Source organism: Sphingopyxis chilensis (genome assembly GCF_035930445.1).
Taxonomy (GTDB): Bacteria; Pseudomonadota; Alphaproteobacteria; order Sphingomonadales; family Sphingomonadaceae; genus Sphingopyxis; species Sphingopyxis chilensis.
Genome location: NZ_CP142394.1, coordinates 1,865,449 through 1,884,905, shown reverse-complemented (window position 1 = coordinate 1,884,905; position 19,457 = coordinate 1,865,449). Strand labels below are relative to the sequence as shown.

Annotated in this window: 16 protein-coding genes; 2 read left to right on the top strand and 14 right to left on the bottom strand. The window is 63.9% G+C overall.

Going from position 1 to position 19,457, the window contains the following annotated elements; genetic code table 11:
* Positions 1–78 precede the first annotated feature (78 nt).
* The gene (alr, locus tag VSX79_RS08480) at positions 79–1,125 is read right to left on the bottom strand and encodes an alanine racemase (RefSeq protein WP_326915169.1); all 1,047 of its coding nucleotides are present in this window, start codon (positions 1,123–1,125) and stop codon (positions 79–81) included.
* 45 nt (positions 1,126–1,170) lie between these two features.
* Positions 1,171–2,793, bottom strand: coding sequence for an MFS transporter (locus tag VSX79_RS08475; RefSeq protein ID WP_326915168.1), 1,623 nt, complete (start codon positions 2,791–2,793; stop codon positions 1,171–1,173).
* Positions 2,794–2,897: 104 nt separating this feature from the next.
* On the opposite strand from VSX79_RS08475, the gene VSX79_RS08470 reads away from it, so the two are divergent.
* Positions 2,898–3,665: a cyclase family protein gene (locus VSX79_RS08470; RefSeq protein ID WP_326915167.1), complete on the top strand. Its 768-nt coding sequence runs from the start codon at positions 2,898–2,900 to the stop codon at positions 3,663–3,665.
* Positions 3,666–4,377: 712 nt separating this feature from the next.
* Here VSX79_RS08470 and VSX79_RS08465 read toward each other — a convergent pair.
* From VSX79_RS08465 to VSX79_RS08425, 9 genes are all read right to left on the bottom strand, one after another.
* A complete protein-coding gene (locus VSX79_RS08465) occupies positions 4,378–4,785 on the bottom strand; it encodes an MAPEG family protein (protein WP_326915166.1) in 408 nt (135 codons plus the stop codon).
* A 58-nt stretch (positions 4,786–4,843) separates the two neighbouring features.
* Positions 4,844–5,215, bottom strand: coding sequence for a tRNA-binding protein (locus tag VSX79_RS08460; protein ID WP_326915165.1), 372 nt, complete (start codon positions 5,213–5,215; stop codon positions 4,844–4,846).
* Between the two features lie 126 nt (positions 5,216–5,341).
* Complete coding sequence (locus tag VSX79_RS08455; RefSeq protein ID WP_326915164.1) at positions 5,342–7,336, bottom strand: acetyl/propionyl/methylcrotonyl-CoA carboxylase subunit alpha; 1,995 nt, start codon at positions 7,334–7,336, stop codon at positions 5,342–5,344.
* Entirely contained in the window at positions 7,336–7,545 is a 210-nt protein-coding gene (locus tag VSX79_RS08450; RefSeq protein ID WP_326915163.1) for a hypothetical protein, read from the bottom strand. Before VSX79_RS08450 ends, VSX79_RS08455 begins: the two co-directional genes overlap by 1 nt.
* Positions 7,542–8,582: a biotin synthase BioB gene (gene bioB, locus VSX79_RS08445; protein WP_326915162.1), complete on the bottom strand. Its 1,041-nt coding sequence runs from the start codon at positions 8,580–8,582 to the stop codon at positions 7,542–7,544. Before bioB ends, VSX79_RS08450 begins: the two co-directional genes overlap by 4 nt.
* A complete protein-coding gene (scpA, locus tag VSX79_RS08440) occupies positions 8,579–10,726 on the bottom strand; it encodes a methylmalonyl-CoA mutase (protein ID WP_326915161.1) in 2,148 nt (715 codons plus the stop codon). The genes bioB and scpA overlap by 4 nt, the downstream gene beginning before the upstream one ends.
* Positions 10,727–10,912: 186 nt before the next feature.
* Complete coding sequence (gene mce, locus VSX79_RS08435; protein WP_179496343.1) at positions 10,913–11,350, bottom strand: methylmalonyl-CoA epimerase; 438 nt, start codon at positions 11,348–11,350, stop codon at positions 10,913–10,915.
* 10 nt (positions 11,351–11,360) lie between these two features.
* A complete protein-coding gene (locus tag VSX79_RS08430) occupies positions 11,361–12,110 on the bottom strand; it encodes a hypothetical protein (RefSeq protein ID WP_326915160.1) in 750 nt (249 codons plus the stop codon).
* Between the two features lie 126 nt (positions 12,111–12,236).
* Positions 12,237–13,769 (bottom strand): acyl-CoA carboxylase subunit beta, encoded by a 1,533-nt coding sequence (locus VSX79_RS08425; RefSeq protein WP_326915159.1) that lies wholly within the window; start codon positions 13,767–13,769, stop codon positions 12,237–12,239.
* A 112-nt stretch (positions 13,770–13,881) separates the two neighbouring features.
* Here VSX79_RS08425 and VSX79_RS08420 point away from each other — a divergent pair, with 112 nt between their 5' ends.
* Positions 13,882–15,291, top strand: a complete 1,410-nt coding sequence (locus VSX79_RS08420; RefSeq protein WP_326915158.1) for a helix-turn-helix domain-containing protein — start codon at positions 13,882–13,884, stop codon at positions 15,289–15,291.
* Here VSX79_RS08420 and VSX79_RS08415 read toward each other — a convergent pair.
* The 3 genes from VSX79_RS08415 to pgi all read right to left on the bottom strand — a co-directional run bounded on the left by VSX79_RS08415 (position 15,288) and on the right by pgi (position 19,303).
* On the bottom strand, positions 15,288–16,304 hold the full coding sequence (locus tag VSX79_RS08415; protein WP_326915157.1) for an SDR family oxidoreductase: 1,017 nt from the start codon (positions 16,302–16,304) through the stop codon (positions 15,288–15,290). The genes VSX79_RS08420 and VSX79_RS08415 overlap by 4 nt on opposite strands.
* 39 nt (positions 16,305–16,343) lie before the next feature.
* Entirely contained in the window at positions 16,344–17,690 is a 1,347-nt protein-coding gene (gene gor / locus VSX79_RS08410; RefSeq protein ID WP_179496353.1) for a glutathione-disulfide reductase, read from the bottom strand.
* Between the two features lie 107 nt (positions 17,691–17,797).
* A complete protein-coding gene (gene pgi, locus VSX79_RS08405) occupies positions 17,798–19,303 on the bottom strand; it encodes a glucose-6-phosphate isomerase (RefSeq protein ID WP_326915156.1) in 1,506 nt (501 codons plus the stop codon).
* Positions 19,304–19,457 lie beyond the last annotated feature (154 nt).

Below are 19,457 nucleotides of genomic sequence, written 5' to 3'. Positions count from 1 at the left end.
CACGGTAAAAATCGGCCGCCTTCCTTCGGAAGGCGGCCTTTTTTTTTGCTCGGGGAGCACGCTCCTATCGCGTCGTTTCTAAAACCAACCGCGCTCGAACCGCGGCCCCAACCCCGTCAGCAGCTCATATTGCGACAATCCGCTGCGTGCCGACGCCGTCGGCAGGTCATAATCGATCGCGAGCCAGTCGCCTTCCTCGATTCCATCGGCGTCGCTCGCGTCGAAAGCGGTCAGATCCATCGATACGCGGCCGATCAGCGGCAGCGAGCACGCGTTCCACGTCGCCGAACCCGATCCGGCGTGGCAGCGTAAATAGCCGTCGGCGTAGCCCATGTTCGCGATCGCGATCCGGCTGTCGCGTGGCGCGGTCCAGGTCGCGCCGTAGCCGACGGCCTCGCCTTGGCGCACCCGACGCACCTGCAGCACGCGCGCTTCGGGGAAGGCGACCTGCCGGATATGGCCCGTGGCTTCGCCGCGCGGCGTCCCGCCATAGAGCGCGATGCCCGGGCGGGTCAGATCGAACGCATAATCGGCGCCGAGACAGATACCGGCGCTGTTCGCCAGGCTGTAGCGCCGCGCGGGGATCGCCTGCCGAACCGCGCGAAACGCCGCGAGTTGTCCGCTGTTCTGCGCGCTGTCCTCGTCGGCCGATGCGAGGTGGCTGAGCAGGGTTTCAATATTCAGGCCGTCGAGCGCCCCGCCTGCCGTTTCTTCGACGCGAAGGCCAAGCCGGTTCATCCCGGTATCGATCATCACGTCACACGGCCGCCCCTCGCCCGCCTCGCGCCACAGCGCGATCTGTTCGAGGCTGCCGAGCACGGGCCGCGCGGGAAGGGTAAGCGCCGCGATCACGTCGCTCGCGCCGACGCCGTGGAGCACCGAGAGCGATACGCCCCACGGCAAAGGCATCAGCGCGGCGGCCTCGGCCCAGGTCGCGACGAAAAAGTCGCGGCATCCCGCGGCGGCGAGATGTCGCACCACTTCGCGCGCGCCAAGGCCATAAGCGTCGGCCTTGATCGCCGCGCCGCATGCCGCCGAGCCGCTCTGCTTGGCGAGCCAGCGCCAGTTTGCGACGAGGGCTTCGGATGAAAGGCGAAGGCGGAGCGGCGGCGGAATGGCGATCATTCCCCTGCCCCTATACGGCTTGGCTGCCTGCGCCAATGGGGGCGATCAGGCGGGCTTGTCCCACTGTCCCTCGACCGGATCCTTCAGCATGAACGCGGTGACGAGGAAGGCGACGAGGACGACCACCCAGGTATACCAGAGCCCGGCATAGGCATTGCCGGTCTTCGCGATGATGAAGCTCGCGATCAGGGGGAGGAACCCACCAAAATAGCCCGTCCCCAGATGATAGGGGATCGAGAGCGAAGAATAGCGGACGTGCGGCGGAAACATTTCGGACAGCAATGCCGCGACCGGACCATAGGTGAAGCCCGACAGCGCGCTCAGCCCGAGCAGCGCGAGGAATATGACGGCGATACCGCCGATTTGCGGGACCTGCTTCGCGAAGTCATAACCCATCGCTTCCAAAGCGGGCTGGAGCAGTGCCGGATCCTCGCTCGCGACCTCGCGGTTTCCGATACGGATTTTGACCCTGTCAAAGCCGCTGTCCGTCTGGACGACCGTGTAGGGCACACCGAGTTTGGTCAGTTCGCCGAGCGTGCGCCCGCACGCGGTCGCCTGTTTCTGCGCGAACGGGTCGAAGCTGCATTGCGAACCGGTGACGGTCACGGGCGCGCGCTCGGCAGCAGCCGACAGTGCCGGGTTGCCGACGCTGCCCATCCACCAGAAGAGCGGGAAGAGCAGGACCAGCGTCGCGGCATAGCCCCAGACGATCGGCTTCTTGCGCCCGATGCGGTCGGAGAGCTTTCCGGCCCAGATGAAGAAGCCCATGCCGAACGCGGCGGCAAAGCCGACAATGATCTCGGCAGCCGTGTCCTCGACCTTCATCGGCCCTTTCAGGAACGACAGCCCGGAGAACATCGCCGTGTACCAGATGACCGTCAGGCCGGCGGCGATGCCGAATAGCGCGATGAAGATACGGCGAGGATTGCCGGGGTAGGTGAAGCTTTCCTTGAGCGGGTTCTTGGCGAGTTCGCCCTCCGCCTTCATCGCCTGGAACACCGGGCTTTCGGAAAGTTTGAGGCGCATCCACAGCGAAATGGCGAGGAGGATGAGCGAAAGCAGGAAGGGCACGCGCCAGCCCCAGCTTTCCCACACCGCGTCGGGCATCAGCGCCTTGCAGCCGAGCACGACGATCAGGCTGAGCACGAAGCCGCCGACGACGCTCGCCTGGATGAAGCTGGTGTAGAAACCGCGCTTTCCCGGCGGCGAATGTTCGGCGACATAGACCGCCGCGCCGCCATATTCGCCGCCGAGCGCCAGCCCCTGCAGCACGCGGAGCAGGATGACGATGATCGGCGCCGCGATGCCAATGGTCGCAGCCGACGGGATCATGCCGACGCCGGCTGTCGCGATGCCCATCAAGGTGACGGTGACGAGGAAGGTATATTTGCGTCCCAGCCGGTCGCCGAGGAAGCCGAAGATTACCGCGCCCAAGGGCCGGAAACCGAATCCGACCGCGAAGCCCGCCCACACGAGCAGGATTTCCAGCGTTGCATTGTCGCTGGGGAAAAAGGCCTTGCCGATGATCGCCGCGAGCGTGCCGTAGATGAAGAAATCATACCATTCGAACACCGTACCCGCCGACGATGCGGCGATGACCATGCGAATGTCTTTGGCGCTCGGCTGATAGACCGCGCCATGGTCGGCTACGGCGGCTGCGTCGGTCATAAACTCTCCCCTGCCCCTTTCAGGCTTACCGCCATCTCTAGCGGGCGGCGAACGGCGCGCAAGCCTTCTTGGCGTGGCGTCTTTCCGGTGGCAGACTGTGCGTCATGCAGTTCATCGACCTTTCGATCCCGATCACCAACGACGTCATCTCCGACCCGCCGGTGATGCGCCCGAACATCACCTATATGACCCATGAGAATACGTGGGAGCAGATCGCGATGTTCTTCCCCGGGCTCACGAGGGACGATCTGCCCGACGGCGAAGGCTGGGCGGTCGAGATGCTGTCGCTCAGTACGCACAATGGCACGCATATGGACGCGCCGTGGCATTATCATTCGACCACCGACAGCGGCGCAACTCGTGCGCCGTCGATCGACGAAGCGCCGCTCGACCTGTTTTTTCGTCCGGGCGTGAAGCTCGACTTTTCGGATCGTCCGGACGGCCATGTCGTGAGCGGCGCCGAAGTGGAGGCCGAACTGGCGCGCATCGGGCATGAACTCCAGCCCTTCGACATCGTGCTTGTCCAGTCGGGCGCGGTCTATGGCACCGACAATTTCACCGACCAGGGCAGCGGCATGGGGGCCGAGGCGACGCTGTACCTGACCGGGCGCGGCGTACAGGTCGTCGGCACCGACGCGTGGAGCTGGGACGCGCCGTTCAGTCACACCGCGCGGCGCTGGGCGGACACGCGCGATCCCTCGATCATCTGGGAAGGTCACAAGGCGGGACGCATCCGGCCCTATTACCAGATCGAGAAGCTCACCAACCTCGCCGCGATCCCCGCGACGGGCTTCACCTTCAGCTGCTTCCCGGTGAAGATCGAGCGCGCCAGCGCGGGCTGGATCCGTGCGGTGGCATTGGTCGACGGGTAGCTATTTCGGCTTTGGCGGCGTCGGCGCAGGAGTTGGACGCGGAGCAGGTGAAGGGGCTGGCGCAGGACGACTTGGCGATTTACGCTCGTCATTCAGCCAGTCGCGTTCAGGGGGTTTAGCCATTGATCTTCTCGCTACCAATACTCGGTAAATTTCGACTCGAACGGGCCGATCGTAACTATCCCGAAATAGATTTGCATGATCTATATCAGCTTGAATCTTCGATTTTAGACGAGGTAGTCAGAGAGGGTGAGCAACGCATCTTGGCCCAAACGTCATCTCATATTTCTACAGATCAGCGAGGATTCACGATAGCTGGTTTACAGCTAACGGTCGCAACGACATCTCTAGCTGCATACTTTTCTATTGTTAGCGGGACCTCGAAGATTGGATTGTCTGGTTATGCCTTTGCACTCGGTGCGGGCATGTTCATACTAGCATTTATTAGCCTACTTAGCGTTTGGCCGAAGCGGTTCGGACTTCCGGGCAATGAGCCAGAGAACTGGCTTCCCAACAATTGGAAATATCAAAAGAGGACGCTAAAATGGGGGAAAGTTGAACAGGCTGAGTGCCTACAACTCCACATCCAGCTGAATCGCGAAGTGGGCCGAAAGAAGGCTTACAGACAGATGTTTAGCATAATATCTTCATTCTTATTGGTCTTTACGCTGGCGACAATATTCGTAGTAAACAAACTTTCCGTTCCAAAATGTCAAAGATTCACTGTCGCCAGTACCCATAACGTCCACAGCCCGAGCACCAGCAAAGCGCCGAAGGTCGCAAGGACGCCGACCTGCCGCCCAAGCGGTGCCTTCCCCGGTTCTGAAGGCGTGTAGAGCCCGATGACATGCGCGACGCGGCCGATGAGGAAGGTCGCGCCGATGATCATCAGCCCCATATGATTGGCGCGCGCGGTTTCCAGCAAGCCGAGCAGGATGATCGTAATCGGCGCATATTCGGCGAGATTGCCGTGCGCACGGCTGGCGCTGATCAGCTTGGCATCGCCATGGTCACCGAAAGCGGCCTTCACGCGCAGTCGCTGGCGCACCGTGTCGATCGCGGTGACGAGCAGCAGCAAGGCGCAGACGGCGGCCACGAACGCGGTTACGGGTAATGTCATGAGCCCTCTCCCCTGTTTCCCTCCGCGAGACTAGCCGCGATGTCGGGCGCGGGAAAGGTTAGAAGAGGCGCGACCCGTCGGGAACTTTGCGATCAGGCGCGAAGAGGATCACCGCGCCCTCCTCATCGGCGAAGCCGAGCGTCAGCACTTCAGACATGTACTTGCCGATCTGGCGCGGCGGGAAGTTGACGACCGCGGCGACCTGCCGCCCCGCCAGCTCTTCGAGCGAGTAGCGATCGACGATCTGCGCGCTGCTTTTCTTCACGCCGATCGCGGGGCCGAAATCGATCTTCAGCCTGAACGCGGGTTTGCGCGCCTCGGGGAAAGGCTCGGCCTCCACGATCGTGCCGATGCGAATGTCGACGCGGAGGAAATCGTCGAAGGTGATTTCGGATGCCGCGACCGCGTCGGCGTCGTGATTTAGGTGCATTCAGCAAACTCCGTCATTGCGAGCGAAGCGGGCCGCAGGCGGCCGTAGGCCAACCAATCCAGAGCGGCTTACGCCATTCTGGATTGCCGCGTCGCTTCGCTCCTCGCAATGACGAGAAGGAGACGATTATTCCATCTCCAAGATCACCGCGTCGACCGCCAGACTGTCGCCTTGCGCGGCGTTGACGGTCTTTACCGTCCCCGCTTTTTCGGCGCGGAGGATGTTTTCCATCTTCATCGCCTCGACCGTGGCGAGCGGCTGGCCGGCCTCGACCTTGTCGCCTTCGCCGACGTGCAGCGCGACGAGCAGGCCCGGCATCGGGCAGATGAGGGATTTCGACAGATCGGGCGGGATTTTTTCGATCATGTGCTGGGTCAGCGGCGCGATGTGCCAGGGCAGAACGCGCACGTCGTGGATACGCCCGCGCGTCGTCATGCGCCAGCCGGTGCGCGTCTTAGCGACCTTTACCGCGAGTTCGGTTTCGTCGATCTCGGCGACGACGAGCCGGTCGCCCGGCGTATACTCGAGCGCGATGTCGATCCGGTCGCCCTCGATCTTGATATGCTTCTCGCCGATCTTGACCTTCTGCGGCGCGCCGTCGATCGTGACCTGCCACTTGGCGGGCGGTTCGAGCCGGTCGCCGAGCTGGCCATCGGTGCGGCGCGCGCGGTCGGCTTCGGCAGACGCCATGAAGCCTGCGATCGCCGCGAGCGCGCGTGTGATCGTCCCGTCGGTCGGCGCGCCATGGAAGCCCTCGGGATATTCTTCGGCGATAAAGCCCGTCGTCAATTCGCCCGAGCGGAAACGCGGGTGCTGCATGATCGCCGAGACGAAATCGATATTATGGCCGAGCCCTTCGATCTCGAAGCGGTCGAGCGCCGCGATCTGGAGGTCGGCGGCTTCGTCGCGCGTCGCGCCCCAGGTGACGAGCTTGGCGATCATCGGGTCGTAGAAGATCGACACTTCGCCGCCCTCCTCGACGCGCACGCCATCGACGCCGCGTGTCTCGCCTTCCCACGCCGGAACGGGGGTGCGGTAGCGCACGAGACGTCCGGTCGAGGGCAGGAAGCCGCGATAGGGATCTTCGGCATAGACGCGGTTCTCGATCGCCCAGCCGTCGATCTTGATATCGTCCTGCGTCATCTCGAGCTTTTCGCCTGCCGCGACGCGGATCATCTGTTCGACAAGATCGATGCCGGTGATCGCCTCGGTCACCGGATGCTCGACCTGCAGCCGCGTGTTCATTTCGAGGAAGTAGAAGCTCTCGCCCGTGGGGTCGGCGCCAGAGACGATCAGTTCGACCGTGCCCGCGCTATAATAGCCGACCGCCTTCGACAGCGCGACGCACTGCTCGCCCATCGCCTTGCGCATCGCGGGGGTCACGAAGGGCGACGGCGCTTCCTCGACCACTTTCTGGTGGCGGCGCTGGATGCTGCACTCGCGCTCGTTGAGGTAGAGCACATTGCCGTGCTGGTCGCCGAGGATCTGGATCTCGATATGGCGCGGGTTGAGGATGAATTTCTCGATAAAGACGCGGTCGTCGCCGAAGCTGTTGAGCCCTTCGCGCTTGGTCGCCTCGAAGCCTTCGCGGACGTCCTTTTCGTCATAGGCGAGGCGCATGCCCTTGCCGCCGCCGCCCGCCGACGCCTTCATCATCACCGGATAACCGATCTCGTTCGAGATGCGCACGGCATGTTCGGTATCGTCGATCTCGCCGACGAAGCCGGGGACGACGTTAACACCGGCCTCCTTCGCGAGCTTCTTCGACTCGATCTTGTCGCCCATCGCGGCGATCGCATTCACCGGCGGGCCGATGAAGGCGATATTTTCCTTGGCGAGCGCCTCGGCAAAGCTCGTGCGTTCGGACAGGAAGCCATAGCCCGGATGTACCGCCTCTGCGCCCGTCGCCTTGCACGCCGCGATGATCTTGTCGGCGATCAGATAGGATTCGGACGCGGGCGATGGACCGATATGCACCGCCTCGTCGGCCATCTGCACGAACGGCGCGCGCGCGTCGGCGTCCGAATAGACGGCAACGGTCGCGATGCCCATGCGGCGCGCGGTCTTGATAACGCGGCAGGCGATTTCGCCGCGGTTGGCGATCAGGATTTTCTTGAACATCAGTGATCCAGCTTCTTCCAATAACGTCTGGCGTAGAGCGAGAAGCTCAGCGCCGACAGGATGAGTATGACTGCCTTCCACGGGCAGAAAGGCACATTGCCCGGCGCTTCGTCGCTGCCCCAACTTACAAAGAAATAGACCAAGCCTGTCACCGCCGCCCAAACGAGGAAGCCAGCGAGGATATTGGCGAGGACTCCAAACAGCTTCACTCGGCCGCTTCCATCCGCATCGGCTCTTCGCTCTCCATCGGCTTGAGCCCCAGCTTGGCGAACAGCGCCGCGTCGGCATTGTCGCCGCGGTTGCCGGTGGTGAGCAGTTTGTCGCCGGTGAAGATGCTGTTCGCCCCCGCCATGAAGCAGAGCGCCTGCGTCGCCTCCGACATGCTCTCGCGCCCCGCCGACAGGCGGACCATCGATTTCGGCATGGTGATGCGCGCGACCGCGATCGTGCGGACGAATTCGATATCGTCGATCTTCGCCAGCGGCGTGTCGGCAAGCATGTCGCCAAGCACGGTGCCCTTCACCGGGACCAGCGCGTTGACCGGCACGCTTTCGGGATGGCGTTCGAGCGTCGCGAGCGCGTGGATGAAGCCGACGCGATCGGCGCGCGTCTCGCCCAGCCCGACGATCCCGCCCGAGCAGACGTTGATGCCGGCATTGCGGACTTCATCGAGCGTATCGAGGCGGTCCTGAAAGGTCCGCGTAGAGATGATATTCTCGTAATTCTCCGGGCTCGTGTCGATATTGTGGTTGTAATAGTCGAGCCCCGCGACCGCGAGCGTCTGCGCCTGCTCCTTGCTGAGCATCCCCAGCGTCATGCAGGTTTCCATGCCCATCTGGCGCACGCCCTCGACCATCTCGACGATCGCGGGCATGTCGCGCTCCTTGGGGTTGCGCCAGGCGGCGCCCATGCAGAAGCGCTTCGATCCCGAATCCTTCGCCTGCGCCGCCGCCTGCAGCACCGCGCGTACGTCCATCAGCTTGGTCGCCTTCAATCCGCTATCGGCGCTCTTGGACTGCGAGCAATAGCCGCAATCCTCGACGCAGCCGCCGGTTTTGATGCTGAGCAGCGTGCAAAGCTGCACTTCGCCACGGGCATGGTGACGGCGGTGGACGCTCTGCGCTTCCCACATCAGCTCGTCGAACGGCAGGTCGAACAATTCGGCGATTTCCGCGCGCGTCCAGTCGGTGCGAGCCTCCCTCTCTTCGTTCGACACAGAGGGGGTGGAAAGATTGGTATTGGTCACGCAGCGTCCTCCAAAGGCGGCATATTATGCCCCAGCAAGCGCAGCACATCGGCGGCGCATTCGACAACATTCGATCCCGGCCCGTAGATCCCCTGCACCCCCGCGTCGCGCAGATATTGATAGTCCTGCGGCGGGATGACGCCGCCCGCGATCACCTTCACATCGCCGCGCCCCGCCTCTTTCAGCTTGTGGATAAGTTCGGGGATAAGTGTCTTGTGCCCCGCCGCGAGGCTCGATGCGCCGACAACGTCGACGCCGGCGTCCAGCGCGAGTACCACCGTCTCCTCGGGCGTCTGGAACAACGGTCCCGAGACGACGTCGAAGCCCATGTCGCCGAAGGCCGAGGCGATGACATTCGCGCCGCGGTCATGGCCGTCTTGCCCCATCTTGGCGACGAGCAATTTCGGCTTGCGTCCCATCCGCTGCTCGACCGCCTTGACGCCGTCGAGCACTTGCTGCCAGCGTGCATCGCCCGCATAGGGCGCGGCATAGACGCCCTTCACCGGGGTCGGCTGCGTGCCATAGCGCTCGAAGCTTTCCTCCATCGCCGACGAAATCTCGCCGAGGGTCGCGCGGGCGCGCGCAGCCTCGACAGCGTGCGCCAGCAAGTTCGTCTCGATCGATTGCGGTGCGGCGGCCGCCTTGCGTAGAGCGTCGAGCGCCGCTTGGCATGCCGCCTCGTCGCGGCTCGCCTTCACCCGGTTGATTCGCGCGACCTGCGCCTCGCGGACCTTGCTGTTGTCCACCTCGAGCGTTTCGAGCAGGTCTTCGTCCTTCAGGCGATATTTGTTCACCCCGACGATCACATCGTCGCCGCGATCAACGCGCGCCTGCCGCGCCGCAGCGGCGGTCTCGATCATCGCCTTGGGCCATCCCGCCGCGACGGCCTTCGCCATGCCGCCTTCCTTCTCGACGCGCTCGATGATCTCCCACGCCTTGTCGACCAGCTCCTGCGTCAGCGCCTCGATATAATAGGAGCCGCCGAGCGGATCGACGACCTTGGTCATCCCCGTCTCTTCCTGGATGACGATCTGCGTGTTGCGCGCGATGCGGGCCGAGAAATCGGTCGGCAGCGCGATCGCTTCGTCGAGCGCGTTGGTGTGCAGGCTCTGCGTCCCGCCGAGCATCGCCGCCATCGCCTCGATCGTCGTGCGCATGACATTGTTGTAAGGGTCCTGCTCGGTCAGCGACACGCCCGACGTCTGGCAATGGGTGCGCAGCATCTTCGACCGCTCGTCCTTGGCGCCGAGGCCCGTCATCACGCGGTGCCACAGCACGCGCGCGGCGCGCAATTTGGCGATCTCCATGAAGAAGTTCATGCCGATCGCGAAGAAGAAGCTAAGGCGCCCGGCGAACTTGTCGATGTCGAGCCCCGATGCGACACCATAGCGCACATATTCGGCGCCGTCGGCGATGGTGAAGGCCAGCTCCTGCACCTGCGTCGCGCCGGCTTCCTGCATATGGTAGCCGCTGATCGAGATGCTGTTGAACTTGGGCATTTCGCGCGACGTATAGCCGAAAATGTCGCTGATGATCCGCATCGAGGGTTCGGGCGGGTAGATATAGGTGTTGCGGACCATGAACTCCTTGAGGATGTCGTTCTGGATTGTCCCGTCGAGCAATTTGCGGTCGACCCCCTGCTCCTCACCCGCGACGATGAAGAAGGCGAGGATGGGTATCACCGCGCCGTTCATCGTCATGCTGACCGACATCTGATCGAGCGGGATGCCGTCGAAGAGGATTTTCATATCCTCGACGCTGTCGATCGCGACCCCCGCCTTGCCGACGTCGCCGACGACGCGCGGATGGTCGCTGTCATAGCCGCGGTGCGTCGCAAGGTCGAAGGCGACCGACAGGCCCTTCTGTCCCGCCGCGAGGTTGCGGCGATAGAAGGCGTTCGATTCCTCGGCGGTGGAGAAACCCGCATATTGGCGGATCGTCCACGGCCGCCCCGCATACATCGACGCGCGCACGCCGCGCGTGAAGGGCGCGAAACCGGGCAGGCCGGGGTCTTCGCGGACGTCCTCGGCGGTGTAGAGCGGCTTGACGGCAATTCCCTCGGGCGTGTGCCAGGTCAGGTCCTTGCCTTTGACTTCCTTGTCGGCGGCGGCGGCCCATTGGTCGAGGGTCGGTTTGTCAGTCATATGCAGTCTCGTTCCAAACTTCCTCTCCCACCGGGAGAGGATACGAAGCCTTGGCCGCAGGCCTAGGCGGAGTTGGTGAGGGTTGGCACGTCCTCAAACGTCGCTCTACCCTCACCCAGCTTCGCATAGGCAGCAAGCTGCCAAGGCTATGCAACCCTCTCCCGACGGGAGAGGCGGGTAAGCGGCTCAATGCCCCTTCGGCGTCTCCATAATCTCGGTCAGCACCCCGCCCATGTCCTTGGGGTGGAGGAAGAAGATCAGCGTCCCATGCGCCCCGATCCGCGGCTCGCCGAGCACGCGTTTTCCCAGCGCCTCGAACTCGGCCCTCGCGGCATGAATGTCGGGGACTTCGTAACACATATGATGCTGGCCGCCCGCCGGGTTCTTCGCGAGGAAACCCGCGATCGAGCTATTGCCGGGCAGCGGCTCGACTAGCTCAATCTGCGTCCCGTTCAGCGCGCCATCGGCACCCGGCGTATCGACAAAACACACCTTCACCCCCTGCTCGGGCAGGTCGAACGGCTCATGGATCTTTGTCGCGCCCATCACGTCGCGGTAAAAGACAATGCTGCCGGCGATCGACGGCGTCGCAACGCCGATATGGTTGAGGCGGCCTAGTTTCATGTCATTCTCCTCAGCACCCCGGAATCTGGTCCTTGCCGACCAGTTCGTATTTGCCGTTCTTCAACAGATATTGCTGCTTGATGGCGCGCGTGCCGGTGTAGGTCACGGTGAAGCTCTTGTCCGGAACGGCCGCGGTGATCTGTCCGTCGAAGCCCTGCTCCTTCTGGTTCAGACCGGCGCCCGAGCTCATGCTGTCCATGAAGCTTGCGCGATCGACGGGGCCGCCCGGCGCCAGCTCGGTCAGCGTCGCGCTGCTGATCGCGCAGCCCTGCCACACGCCGCCGCCTGACGTGACGAGATAGGGGTTCTTGCCCAACGCATCGCTGAAGCCCCATGCGGTTGCGGCATTGCCGACCGACCCGATCGATCCGAGGTTCAGCCATTCGCCCGTGCGCTGCCAGCCCGACGGGCCACCCTGCAGATAATGGATCGCGTTGATTCCGCCTTCGCTGTGCCCCGCTTCTTCGAGGCTGCCGAGGCTCAGCAGCACGCCGACATTGTTCGGGAGCAGATGGATGGCAGCGGGGCGGAACTGGTAGCTGCGCCCGTCGATCTCGCGCGTCGCCGTCGGTTTAGCGTCCTTGCCAAGGCCGAAGGCGGTCTGGAACGCGAGGCCGATCGTCGTGTTCTCTTCGCTGTCCAGCGTCACCGGGAAAGCGGGTTTCGGCTCGCCCACGGGCGTGTCGGGGTCGAACGCAAACGCCGCCGGCGAAGCCAGCAGGGCGGGAACCATCAGAGCAGCTGGAAGGAATTTACGCATCTTCAAACCTCTTTCGGAATCAAGGACATGGCGGCCATGTTTTAACCGCCTCCCGCCCTTGCCTCCAGCCCGTGATTCTCATGTGTCGAACGTCACACACACGGACAATATCCGTGCGCCTCGCGATCAGAGCGGAATATTGTCGTGCTTCTTCCACGGGTTTTCGAGTTGCTTGTTCCTGAGCTTCCGCAGCCCCAGCGCAATCCGCTTGCGCGTATTATGCGGATGAATAACCTCGTCGATATACCCCCGCGATGCCGCCACAAACGGGTTGGCAAAGCGGTCTTCATATTCCTTGGTGCGCTGCGCGATCTTTTCGGGGTCGCCGATGTCGCTGCGGAAGATGATCTCGACCGCGCCCTTCGCACCCATCACCGCGATCTCGGCGGTCGGCCAGGCATAGTTCAGGTCGCCGCGCAGATGCTTTGACGCCATCACGTCATAGGCGCCGCCATAAGCCTTGCGCGTGATCACCGTGATCTTCGGCACCGTCGCCTCGGCATAGGCGAACAGCAGCTTCGCGCCATGCTTGATGATGCCGTTATATTCCTGCGCGGTGCCGGGCAGGAAGCCGGGGACGTCGACGAAGGTGATGATCGGGATTTCGAAGGCATCACAGAAACGCACGAAGCGCGCCGCCTTTTTCGACGAGTTGATGTCGAGCACCCCCGCGAGCACCAAAGGCTGGTTCGCGACGATGCCGATCGTGCGACCTTCAATACGTCCGAAGCCGCAGATGATGTTCGCGGCATGCGCCGGCTGCACTTCGAAGAAATCGCCCTCGTCGACCGTTTTGCGGATCAGTTCGTGCATGTCGTAGGGCTGGTTCGCATTGGGCGGGATCAACGTGTCGAGGCTCATCTCGGCGCGGTCGAACGGGTCGCTCGTCGGGCGCGTGGGAACCCCGGCGCGGTTGCTTTCGGGCAGATAATCGAAGAAATCGCGCGCCGCGAGCAGCGCCTCGATATCATTTTCGAACGCGAGGTCGGCGACCGAGCTTTTGGTCGTGTGGGTGATCGCGCCGCCCAGTTCTTCCTGCGTCACCACCTCGTTGGTTACCGTCTTCACCACGTCGGGACCGGTAACGAACATGTACGACGAGTCCTTCACCATGAAGATGAAGTCGGTCATCGCCGGGCTGTAAACCGCGCCGCCCGCGCAGGGGCCCATGATCAGGCTGATCTGCGGCACGACGCCCGATGCCAGCACATTCTTCTGGAACACGTCGGCATAACCGCCGAGGCTTGCGACGCCCTCCTGGATGCGCGCGCCGCCGCTGTCGTTGAGACCGATGACCGGCGCGCCGACGAGCATCGCCTTGTCCATCACCTTGCAGATCTTCTCGGCATGGCGTTTCGACAGCGATCCACCGAACACCGTGAAATCCTGGCTGAAAACATAGACGAGGCGGCCATTGATCGTCCCCGACCCGGTGACGACGCCGTCGCCGGGGACCTTCTGATCCTGCATCCCGAAATCGACGCAGTCATGCTCGACATAGGTGTCGAGCTCCTCGAACGAGCCTTCGTCGAGCAAGACGTCGAGCCGTTCGCGCGCGGTCAGCTTGCCCTTGGCGTGCTGCGCGTCGATGCGCTTCTGCCCGCCGCCCAAAGCAGCGGCGGCGCGGCGGCGTTCCATTTCGGCGATATTGGCGGACATGCGGCTCTCCGGAGAAATGTGATAGGCTCCCCTGCCCGTTTGGCGGCAGCGAGGCAAATGTGAATTTGCAAAATTGCAAAGTGATAGTTTGCAAAGTAGGGACTTCAGTTCGATGGTTCGACAACGCATCTTCGCCGGGGCTCGCCTGCGCCAACTCCGCAATGATCGCGGCATCAAGCAGGCGGATTTCGCCGAAACGCTTGACATCTCCACCTCCTACCTCAGCCAGATCGAGCATGACGACCGTCCGCTGACCCCCGCGCTGCTCGAACGGCTGCAACGCCTCTTCCCCCTCGAATGGGAAGAGGTGGCGCACGACGCCGGCGACCGCCGCGCCGGCGCGCTGCGCGAAGCCGCGGCCGACCCGCTGTTCGCCGCCGCGCCCCTGCCTCCCGAACAACTCGAACGCGCCGCGCTCCAGCAGCCGCAGCTCGCCGACCAGTTCGTCGCATTGCACGCGGCCTATCGTCGCGCGGGGCAGCGGCTCCAGATCATCGACGAGGCCCTGACCGGCGGAACCGCCGAGGGTAGCCGCCTGCCGTGGGAAGAGGTGCGCGATTGGTTCCACGATGCGGGCAATTATGTCGATCGCCTCGACCGCGCCGCCGAAGCGCTGGCGGCACAACTGCGCGGCAAAGACCCGTCGCCCGCGATCGAGACGATCGAGCGGCGCCTGCGCGACGCGCTCGGCATCTCGATCGTCTACCAGCAGACGCAGGCCTTGCGCGATTTCGACGCGACGATGAGACATCTGGTGATCGACCCGTCGCAGCCCCCCGAAAGCCGCCGCTTCCAGCTCGCGCACCAGCTCGCCGCGCTCGCGCTGGCGAACGAGATCGCGGCGGTCGTCGAGGCCAGTCCGCTGCGGACCGCCGCTGCACGCCAGCTCCTCCACGTGGGCCTCGCCAATTATGCGGCGGGCGCGGTGCTGATGCCCTATGCCCCCTTCCGCGCGAGCGCGCGCGCAGTGCGGCACGACATCGACCGGCTCCGGCTCGAATATGGCGTCAGCTTCGAACAGGCGTGCCACCGCCTCTCGACGCTCCAGCGTCCCGGCGCGCGCGGTATCCCGATGTTCTTCTGCCGCGTCGACATGGCGGGAAACATCACCAAGCGGCATAGCGCAACGCGGCTGCAGTTCGCGCGCTTCGGCGGCGCCTGCCCGCTGTGGATCGTCCATGAAGCCGCGGCGATCCCCGACCGCATCCTGTTCCAGCTCGCCGAGACGCCCGACGGCCTGCGCTACGTGTCGATGGCGAAGGGACTGGTGAAGCCGTCCGGCAGCTACGCCCGCTCACCGCGCCGCTACGCCGTCGCGCTGGGGTGCGAGGCGCAATATGCGGGCGATTTCGTCTATGCCGACGGGGTCGATGTCGCCGCGCCGCAAGCCGCGACACGGATCGGTCTGTCGTGCCGCATCTGCCCGCGCGACGATTGCGACCAGCGCGCCTTTCCGCCTAGTGACCGCCCGATCCTCGTCGATCCCGACCGGCGCGACGTCGTTCCCTACCGGATCGGTTAGACCTTCACGATCCCCCGCTCGATCAGGCTGTGCGCGGTCGCGAGGATCGCTTCGTCGGGCGGACGCATCGTCCAGCCGAGCGTGGTCATCGCATGGCTACTGTCGCCACCACGGACATTGCCGAGTTCGGCAACGAGTTGCTTGAGTTCGGGCCGCACCAGCGCGAACAGCTTGAGTAGCCAGTCGGGCATCCTGCGCGCCGGCACCTTCTTCGCCTTGTCGCGGAGGTTCGCCTTCAGGATGTTCGCGACGTCGATCATCTTCAGGAACGGCCCCGAGCAGACAAAGCGTTCGTCCTTGATGTCCGGCGCGGTCAGCGCGCGGTAATGCAGGTCGGCGACATCGCGCACGTCGATGATCCCGAAACCGATGTCGGGACACATCGGCACCTTGCCCTCGAGAAGCTGCTTCACGAGCTCGATCGAGGTCGAAAGATCGTCGGAGAGCAACGGCCCGAACACCGCGGCAGGATTGACCGAGGCGAATTCCATATCGTCACCCTCGGCCTTCACCCAGTCGCGCGCCGCACGCTCGGCGACGGTCTTCGAGCGCGGATAAGGCATGACTTCGGGATTATCGAGATTGGTCCAGTCCGCCTCGCTATAGAGTTCGCGGCTTTTACCATGGCCATAGGCAACCGCCGCCATCGACGATGTCAGGACGAAACGCCTGATCCCCGCCGCCCGCGCAAAGCGCAGCGCGCGCAAGGCACCCTCCCGCGCCGGGACGACGATCTCGTCGGCATGTTTGGGAACGCCCAACGGAAAGGGCGACGCGACATGCGCGACATGAGTGCATCCGGCGATGCTCTCGGCCCAGCCCGCGTCATGCTCCAGGTCGGCGGCAAAGAATTTCAGCCGGTCGTTGTCGACGCTCAGCCAGCCGCGCACCTCGGCCTCGCGCTTCAGGCTGCGCACCGTCGTGTGGACGCTCCAGCCATTGTCGAGCAGCTGCCGGATGAGGAAGCCCGCGATATAGCCGCTGCCGCCGGTAACCAATGCCGTGCCCGTCATGCGACCCTCCTCGCGATCTGAGCGCGGAAGGTAGCAGGATTATTTGAGCAGCACGAGTTCCTCCGCCATGCTCGGATGCAGCGCGACGGTGTTGTCGAAATCGGCCTTGGTCAGACCCGCCTTCACCGCGATCGCCGCCGCCTGCAGGATTTCCGGCGCGTCAGGGCCGATCATATGCAGGCCCACGACCTGATCGGTGGCGGCGTTGACGATCATCTTGTAGAGCGCGCGTTCGTTGCGACCTGCGAGGACATTTTTCATCGCGCGGAAATCGCTCGTGTAGACGCGGATCGAGCCCAGCTTGTTGCGCGCCTCGGCCTCGGTCATGCCGACGGCGCCGATCGGCGGGTGGCTGAACACCGCGCTCGGGACATTGGCATAGTCGACCACCGTCGGCTTGCCGCCGAACATGCTGTCGGCAAAGGCCTGGCCTTCGCGGATCGCGACGGGGGTGAGCTGGATGCGGTTGGTGACGTCGCCAACGGCATAGATGCTCGGCACCGACGACTGGTTTGTTTCGTCGACCTTGATCGCGCCATGGTCGTCGAGTTCGACGCCGACGTCATCGAGTCCGATGCCCTTCGTGTTGGGCGTACGGCCGGCGGCGACGAGCACCGCATCGGCCGGGATCGGGTCGCAGCCTTCGAGGTGGGCAATCAGCGATCCGTCGTCCTTCTTCTCGATCGACTGGAACGGCGCGTTGAACTTGAATTCGATGCCCTTGGTCATCGAGATCTGGAGCAGCCGGTCGCGGATCTGCTCGTCATAACCGCGCAGGATCGTGTCGCCGCGGTTGACGATCGTCACCTTGCTGCCGAATTCGTTAAAGATACCCGCAAATTCATTTGCGATATAGCCGCCACCGGCGATCACGACGCGCTTCGGCAAGGTTTCGAGGTGGAAAACCTCATTGGAAGTGATCGCATGTTCGCTGCCCGGAAATTCCGGAATGTGCGGCCAGCCGCCGGTTGCGATCAGGATGCGTTCGGCGGAGAGTTCGGTCCCGTCCGCCAGCCGCACCTTCTGCGGGCCGATAACGGTCGCGCGGGTCTTGAAGACGGTGACTTTATGGTTGTCGAGCGTCTGACCATAGAGACCCTCGAGCCGGTCGACCTCGGCAAGCACATTGTCGCGCAGCACGTTCCAATCGAACTTGCAGTCGGGAACGTCCCAGCCGAACTTGCGCGCGTCCTTTAGGTCCTCTGCAAAATGCGCGCCGTAAACGAGCAATTTCTTGGGCACGCAGCCGCGGATGACACAGGTGCCGCCGACCCGATACTCCTCCGCAACCGCGACGCGCGCGCCGTGCGACGCCGCGATGCGCGAAGCGCGGACGCCGCCCGAACCGGCGCCGATGACGAAAAGATCATAGTCGAAATCGCTCATGGATTACCCCTGAATTGGACAGGCAGGCATTCGCGTCCGGCGCCTATGTGGTTACACGGGCGCGGCTTGCCAATCGAAATTTGCGCTCAGTGTCAGCGGTGAACGGCTCAATCGCCGAGCGCGGCCTGCATCAGCGCCTGTGTCGCAGCGTCGAACTCGACGGTACCTTCGGCAAGGCCCTTCGCCATCTCCTTGCCCAACTCTACGCCGAACTGGTCGAACGGGTTGATACCGAGCAGCACGGCATTGGCGAACACGCGATGTTCGTAGAATGCGATCAGCGCGCCGAGGCTGCGCGGTGTCACCTGGTCAAGCAGGATCGTCGTTGAGGGACGGTCGCCCGGATAGTTGCGCGCGCCATCCTCGCTCGCGCGGCCCGTCATCAGCGCCGCGCCCTGCGCGATGCAATTGGCGACGAGCGTTTCGTGATGCGCATCGTCGAGCAGATGGTCGGGCTCGCGCGCGACGACGAACTCGACCGGCGTCAGGTGCGTGCCCTGATGGAGCAGCTGGAACACCGCATGCTGCGCATCGGTGCCGACGCCGCCCCAGGTGATCGGCGCCGTCTGCTGATCGACCGGCTCGCCTTCAAAGCTTACCGACTTGCCGTTCGATTCCATTTCGAGTTGTTGCAGATAGCTTGGAAGCAAGCGCAGCCGCTCGTCATAGGCAAAGACTGCGCGCGTCTGGCAGCCGAGACGGTTGGCATAGACCTGGTCGGCAAAGGCGGCGAGCAGGCAGATATTGTCGGCGCCGTCGGCCAAGCGGAAATGGCGGTCCATCTCGGCCGCGCCTTCGAGCAAATCGGCGAAGGCGTCCCAGCCGAGCGCGAGGGCCGCCGGGAAGCCGATCGACGACCAGAGCGAATAGCGGCCGCCGACGGTCTCGTTGAATGGCAGGATGCGCGTTTCGTCGATGCCCCATTCCATCGCGCGCTCGGGCTTCGCGGTCAGCGCGATGAAGCGGCCGACGGGATCCTCGACCCCGGCCTCGTCGAGCCATTGCAGCGCCGAATTGGCGTTGAGCAGCGTCTCGGTCGTGGTGAAGGTCTTCGACGCCACGGCGACGAGCGTATGTTCGGGGCTGAATTTGGCGAAGGCTTCGTCGAGCGCGGCGCCATCGACGTTCGACACGACCGCGACGTCATAGCGGTTGCTGTGCCGGCCGAGCGCGTCGATGAGCAGGTCGGGGCCGAGCGCCGATCCGCCGATTCCGATGTGCAGCAAATGGCGGATCTCGCCGAACGCGCCGGCCTCGATCGCGTCGATCATCATCCGCATCCGCTGGTGCAGCGCCTGCGCGGCATGCACCGATTCCGGTGCGCCGTCGCCGCGCTCGGCGCTATGCTCGGCCGCACGGCCTTCGGTCGGATTGGCGATGCCGCCGGAAAAGAGCGTCTTGCGGCGACCCGCGAAATCCTGGGCTTCGGCGAGGGCGGACAGGGTCGCAATCGCGGCGCTGTCGAGGTGTGTCTTGGCGAAATCAAAACGGATATCGGCGACGTTTCGGACCAGCGCCTGCAGCCGCGCCTGCGGATCGGCAGCGATCAGGTCGGTCAGCTTCTGCGGCTGCCAGTCGGAAAGAGCCTGCCAGGCGTCGGATGCGGTCGTCATGGAATCTTCCTTGGTTTTCCGTTCGCATCGAGCGAAGTCGAGACACCCCGAGCGTGACGCCACGCCGATGGGCATCTCGGCTTCGCTCGATGCGAACGGTGGTGAGATGTCGGCCCTTCTCTAGGCCCGCTACCCGCATGGCGCCAGTGGCGTC